This is a genomic window from Mesorhizobium sp. M1E.F.Ca.ET.063.01.1.1, assembly GCF_003998155.1.
Lineage (GTDB): Bacteria > Pseudomonadota > Alphaproteobacteria > Rhizobiales > Rhizobiaceae > Mesorhizobium.
In genome coordinates this window covers 1-5817 of sequence record NZ_RZSC01000362.1, presented here as the reverse complement: position 1 = coordinate 5817, position 5817 = coordinate 1, and the positions used below count along the sequence as shown (strand labels likewise).

The window sequence follows — 5817 nt, the reverse complement described above, 5'->3', positions numbered from 1 at the left end:
ATCTTACCGACAACCTCGTCCTGCAAGGCGAAGACATCGGCAAGTTCGCCGTCGAAGCGGTCGGCCCAGATATGCGTATTCTCGCGCGCGTCGATAAGCTGTGCGTTGATCCGCACGCGCGCCGCCGCTTTCTGCACACTGCCTTCGACAACATATCGGACGCCGAGATCCCTCGCGATCGATCGGACATCGACCGACCTTCCCTTGTAGACAAACGAGGAGTTGCGAGCGATCACAAGAAGGCCGGGGACCTTTGCCAGGTCCGTGATCAGGTCTTCAGCCAATCCCTCGGCGAAGAACTCCTGCTCCGGATCGCTGCTCATGTTGGCGAAAGGCAAGACGGCGACGGCCGCCCTGTCGGGCAATTCCAGCGATACCGGTCGACCGGCCGAAGAGGCTCTGACAGACTGCAAGTTTACGCGATAGCAGTATATCGGCTCGGCTATATTCTTCACCCGCTGGCCGCCCATGGGTTCGAACTCAAACGCCAGCTTCTTCTCGACCTCCTTGGACACCTTCTCTGAAACGCAGACGCCGCCGGGATCAGCGAGCTGCTGCAGGCGAGCGGCGACATTGACACCCTCGCCGTAGCGATCGTCCCCTTCGACGATCACTTCTCCCAGATTGATCCCGAGGCGGACCTCGAAGCGCTCGCTTTCGGGGACACTTGCGTTGCGCTCCACCATGCCGCGTTGAAGGGTTACCGCGCACTCGACAGCATCGACTGCACTGCCGAATTCAGCCAGCAAACCGTCGCCCATCAGTTTGAAGATGCGCCCGTGATGCTTGCTGATCTCCGGCTGGAACAGCTCCTTACGGCTGGCCCTAAGCCGCTCGAAGGTCCCTCCCTCGTCCGCCTCCATCAGGGCCGAGTAAGCTACGACGTCGGCGGCAAGAATGGCCGCAAGCTTGCGTTCCATAGCACCACGGTGTGTGCTTCATGGCCAAGGGTGTCGCGCCAAATGCGCTCCACTCCGGCGATGCGATCACCGAACTCTAGCACGGCTGGAGCTTCCGGGCTAATCCGCAGTCCGCTTGAATGACCACTTAGGGTCAACGGCTGACCTTTGATCGGCGCCGCCAAGTTCACGCCCCGCCAGCGCCGCCAAGTCAACCCCCAGAACCGTCTGGTCCAGTCCACGGATGATCTTGGCCAATTCCATGCATTCGTCCTGCCGCACCTTGTTCTTCCGCCAGGCCATGCAGATCATGCGCTGCGGCATCGGCTCCCTGGAATGGCACGATCCTCAAGTCCGGCATGACGCTGGCGGCGCTTGCCGCCATTTCCGGAACCAGCGTCACGCCCAGCCCATGCGCCACCATCTGCAAAAGGATCGTCAGGCTGGTCGCGCCGTAGCTTGCCATCGCCACCGGCCGCACGCTGCCGCAGACCGCCAGCGCCTGCTCGCGCAGGCAGTGGCCTTCCTCGAGAAGCATCAGCCGCTCCAGCGCCGGGCTTTCCGGCGGCACCGGCGGCGAGGCGAAGGCTGGATCGCCGGCCGATGACGGTGACCGACAAGCCGCAGAAGTTCTTGATGCGCCAGGCGATGGTCGAAGAACTGGGGCTGGTGGCGCAGAAGACGGCGTGACGGGGTGTCTGCTTAGCGCAGCGCCATAGGCAGTCATTGAAACGATCAAAGCCGACGCCGGAGGCGACTTGCGTTTCAAAGGCTCTGCTCTGGCTCGGCGATCCTTGTCGGGTGGCCAGTCAATTGCAGATCAACACGAGCTTGCCCTTGACACCTCCCTGACCGAGCAGCTCCTGGGCGCGACGAGCCTCAATCAATGGCATCCGGTCGGCCACCATCGGCTTGATCTTCCCGTCGCGAAGCAGATCGAGCAAGACGCCGAGATCTTCGCGGAACCAAGCGAGCTTCCACCGTTTCAGATATTGTATGCTGTAGGGGAGTATGCGTCGTCGGCCTGGTGAAACGAAAGCGCGGACCGCGTACCACGCAGGTCGCAATATCCCGCGAAGACGGTAACGCAAGCCCCCTGCCAGTTGGCCCTTCTGCAGAAATGAAGTGAAGCCATAGGCTATGACGCGGCCACCAGGCCTCAGAGTACGAAACGAACGCCAGACATTGGCTTCGCCGACCCCATCGAAGACGACATCCACGCCGTCGTTTGTCAGACGATGAATCTCTTCGACAAAGTCAACTCGCTCGTAGTCGATCGGCGTGGCCCCGAGATCGGATACGATCTGATGGGCTGCAAGAGATGCAGTCCCATACATCTCCAGACCTGCCAGGCGGCCAAGTTGCAGCAGAGCCGTGCCGACTCCGCCGGCGGCGCCATGAATGAGGACCCGTTGACCCGGAGAGGCATGCCCAAGGCGATGCATCATCTGATAGGCCGTAACGTAGTTCAGCACGAGGCTGACTGCCTCGGCGGGATCGACACCAGTTGGAACCAGAGTGAGTTCATCTGCCGGCAGGCAAATGAACTGGGCGTAACCACCATGAATGGGAAGCGCCGCAACCATTTTACCAATCATGGCATGGGACACTCCCTCTCCGGCCTCATCGACGATGCCGACAATGTCCCATCCTGGCGTGAATGGCAGGGTCGTTTTCTCGGGATGAATCCCCTCCCGCATCAATAGCTCTGCGAAGGAGACGCCGGCGGCGATTGTTTGCACACGCAGTTCACCTGATGCCGGATGGGGCGCGTCCTCCTCCACGATCTCCAGAACTTCAGGTCCGCCATGGTGGCGAACAACGACGCGCAGAGACTTCATGGCAACCTCGGTCCAAATTGGACTCCTCCACTGAGGCAAACTCTAGTGGAAAGGTAGCGCGCGCTGGGATGGAGCGACTTGCTCCAGATCAACCCCACGAGAAGATCGGTCGCCACCCAACAAACAACTGCTCATTTGAGCAGAATGACATTGGGACGCAGCCGCGACAGCAGTTGGAATGGCCTCACATCAGCTGCCGTTGGGGGTGAGCGGAAACGAACGACAGGTTTGGGTCAGAAGCCGACATTGCCTGTGGCCCCTTCGCGGCCATCGGCAACCGCCTGCTATTGAGTTCTGCCCCTGAAACATGATTTCGATCCATCGGGAGGGCGGGACTCCAGAGCAATTCCAGGAAAAGTGTGAAGCGCGGTTTCCGTCCGCAATTGCGTGAAAACAAAGAGATGGAGTGGCTCGCCGTTTCCGTGAAACGGTGAACCGCCCTAGTCTTCCCTGATCGCGTAGCCCGCACCGCGGATGGTGCGGATGACGTCGGGCATGCGGCCATTGTTGACCGCCTTGCGCAGGCGTCCGACATGCACGTCCACCGTGCGCTCGTCGATATAGATCGTCTCGCCCCAGACATTGTCGAGCAGCTGGCTGCGCGAGAACACGCGGCCGGGATGCCGCATCATGAATTCGAGCAGCCGGAACTCGGTCGGGCCGAGCCTGATCTCGCTCTTCTTGCGGTAGACGCGGTGCGATTCACGGTCGAGCACGATGTCGCCGACCTTGAGCACGCTGGACAGCACCTCCGGCTTGGCGCGGCGCAGCAGCGCCTTGATCCTGGCCATGAATTCCGGCGTCGAGAACGGCTTGACCAGATAATCGTCGGCGCCCGTCGAGAGGCCGCGCACTCTGTCGCTCTCCTCGCCGCGCGCGGTCAGCATGATGATCGGCAGCCGTTCGGTCTCTGGCCGCATCCTCAGGCGCCGGCAGAGCTCGATGCCGGAAACCGCCGGCACCATCCAGTCGAGCACGAGCAGGTCGGGCACGTTTTCCTGCAGGCGGATCTCGGCCTCGTCGCCGCGTGTCACCACCTCGACCTGATAGCCTTCGGATTCGAGGTTGTAGCGGAGCAGCACCCCCAGCGGCTCCTCGTCCTCCACCACCATGATGCGTGGCGCGATCATTCAGCAGGTACCTTCGTTGTCAGGCCGCCGGCGCCGGCATCGCCGTCTCGTCCTGCTTCGGACGGTTCGCGGGCAATTGCGTGCCGGTCAGCACATAGTAGGCGTTCTCGGCGATGTTGGTCACATGGTCGCCGATGCGCTCAAGATTCTTGGCGCAGAACAATAAATGCGTGCAGGCCGTGATGTTGCGCGGATCCTCCATCATGTAGGTCAGGAGCTCGCGGAAGACGGAGGTGTATTTGACGTCGACGCGCTCGTCGTCGTTCCTGAGCTTGGCAAGCGCCGTGGCGTCGCCCGCGGTGTACTCCTCGATCACGCCCTGGACCTGGATCAGCACCAGCTGCGCCATCGAGTCGATGGAGTGCGACAGGTCGCGCGGCGCGGCGCTGATGCCGACCGAGCCGACGCGCTTGGCGATGTTCTTGGCGAGGTCGCCGATGCGCTCGAGGTCGCCGGCCATGCGGATCGCGCCGACCACGCTGCGCAGGTCGTCGGCCATGGGTTGCCGTTTGGCGATGAGCGTGATGGCGCGGTCGTCGAGCTCGCGCTGGCGCGCATCCATGATGGCGTCGTCGGAGACGACGCGCTGCGCCATCGCGTTGTCGGAATTGAGCAGAGCCTTGGTCGAAGCGCCGACCATGGAGCCGGCGAGATCGCCCATGTCGATGATGAGCTGGCTGATCTGCCTCAGATCCTCGTCGAAGGAAGCGACGGTGTGTTCGGCCATGATGGTATCCTCGTATGAACTCAGCCGAAGCGGCCGGTGATGTAGTCCTGCGTGCGCTTCTCGCGGGGCGAGGTGAAGATCTTCTCGGTCCGGTCGAACTCGACCAGCTCGCCGAGATACATGAACGCCGTCTGCCGCGACACGCGCGCCGCCTGCTGCATGTTGTGGGTGACGATCACGATCGTGTAGTCGGCCTGCAATTCGTCGATCAGTTCCTCGATCTTGGCCGTCGACAGCGGATCGAGCGCCGAGCACGGTTCGTCTAGCAGGATGACTTCCGGCTTCACCGCCACAGTGCGGGCGATGCAAAGCCGCTGCTGCTGACCGCCGGAAAGGCTCTGGCCGCTGGCGTTGAGCTTGTCCTTGACCTCGCTCCACAGCGCCGCGCGCTTCAGTGCCTGCTCGACGCGGTTGTCCATCTCGGTCTTGCTGATCTTCTCATACAGCCTGACGCCGAAGGCGATGTTCTCGTAAATCGACATCGGGAACGGCGTCGGCTTCTGGAACACCATGCCGATCTTGGTCCTGAGCAGGTTGAGGTCCTGCGAACGGTCGAGGATGTTCTTGCCGTCGAGCAGCACCTGGCCTTCGGCGTTCTGCTTCGGATAGAGCTCGTAGATGCGGTTCAGCACGCGCAGCAGCGTCGACTTCCCGCAACCCGACGGGCCGATGAAGGCGGTGACGCTGCGTTCGGGCAAGGACAGGTTGATGTCCTTCAGCGCCTTCGACTGGCCATAGTAGAAGTTGAGGTTCTTGACCTCGATCTTGGCCTTCTCGACGACGGTGTCGGCTACGTTCAGGTCGGTGGACAACATCGGTTTCATCTGTCCTCTCTGCGTCCGGTAAGGCTGCGGGCGAAGATGCTCAGCCCGAGAACCGTCAGGGTGATTATGAGTGCGCCCGTCCAGGCCAGTTGCTGCCACTCCTCATAGGGGCTCAGCGCGAACTGGAAGATGGTCACCGGCAGGCTGGCCATCGGCGCATTGAGATTGCTCGACCAGAACTGGTTGTTGAGCGCGGTGAAGAGCAGCGGCGCCGTCTCGCCGGAAATGCGGGCGATCGCCAGCAGGATGCCGGTGACGATGCCGGAAAGCGCCGCGCGATAGGCGACCGAGCGGATCACCACCCAGCGCGGCGCGCCGATGGCAGTGCCGGCTTCGCGCAGAGCGTTGGGCACAAGGTTGAGCATGTCCTCGGTGGTGCGCACCACGACGGGGATC

General features: G+C 62.1%; 6 protein-coding genes and 1 pseudogene. All 7 read right to left on the bottom strand.

Annotated elements, in window-relative coordinates; translation table 11 throughout:
* Positions 1-920 (bottom strand): adenylate/guanylate cyclase domain-containing protein (locus EOA29_RS22510; RefSeq protein WP_145969745.1); only part of this gene is annotated, 920 nt, incomplete at its 3' end.
* Positions 921-1118: 198 nt separating this feature from the next.
* Positions 1119-1500 (bottom strand): annotated as a pseudogene (locus tag EOA29_RS22505) (LysR substrate-binding domain-containing protein); the annotation flags it as partial.
* A 208-nt stretch (positions 1501-1708) separates the two neighbouring features.
* On the bottom strand, positions 1709-2740 hold the full coding sequence (locus tag EOA29_RS22500) for a medium chain dehydrogenase/reductase family protein (RefSeq protein WP_126091559.1): 1032 nt from the start codon (positions 2738-2740) through the stop codon (positions 1709-1711).
* A 440-nt stretch (positions 2741-3180) separates the two neighbouring features.
* On the bottom strand, positions 3181-3870 hold the full coding sequence (phoB, locus tag EOA29_RS22495) for a phosphate regulon transcriptional regulator PhoB (RefSeq protein WP_006328038.1): 690 nt from the start codon (positions 3868-3870) through the stop codon (positions 3181-3183).
* Positions 3871-3889: 19 nt separating this feature from the next.
* Positions 3890-4597 carry a phosphate signaling complex protein PhoU gene (gene phoU / locus EOA29_RS22490; RefSeq protein ID WP_126091558.1) on the bottom strand — a complete coding sequence of 236 codons (708 nt, stop codon included), beginning with the start codon at positions 4595-4597 and terminating at the stop codon, positions 3890-3892.
* A gap of 20 nt (positions 4598-4617) precedes the next feature.
* Positions 4618-5421, bottom strand: a complete 804-nt coding sequence (gene pstB, locus EOA29_RS22485) for a phosphate ABC transporter ATP-binding protein PstB (RefSeq protein WP_126091557.1) — start codon at positions 5419-5421, stop codon at positions 4618-4620.
* Positions 5418-5817 (bottom strand): ABC transporter permease subunit (locus EOA29_RS22480; protein WP_127221577.1); only part of this gene is annotated, 400 nt, incomplete at its 5' end. The genes pstB and EOA29_RS22480, both read right to left, overlap by 4 nt.

Excerpts from the sequence above, each read along its gene's own strand:
- EOA29_RS22500 (WP_126091559.1), bottom strand. The coding sequence starts at position 2,740 with ATGAAGTCTCTGCGCGTCGTTGTTCGCCACCATGGCGGACCTGAAGTT.
- pstB (WP_126091557.1), bottom strand. The coding sequence starts at position 5,421 with ATGAAACCGATGTTGTCCACCGACCTGAACGTAGCCGACACCGTCGTC.
- phoB (WP_006328038.1), bottom strand. The coding sequence starts at position 3,870 with ATGATCGCGCCACGCATCATGGTGGTGGAGGACGAGGAGCCGCTGGGG.
- phoU (WP_126091558.1), bottom strand. The coding sequence starts at position 4,597 with ATGGCCGAACACACCGTCGCTTCCTTCGACGAGGATCTGAGGCAGATC.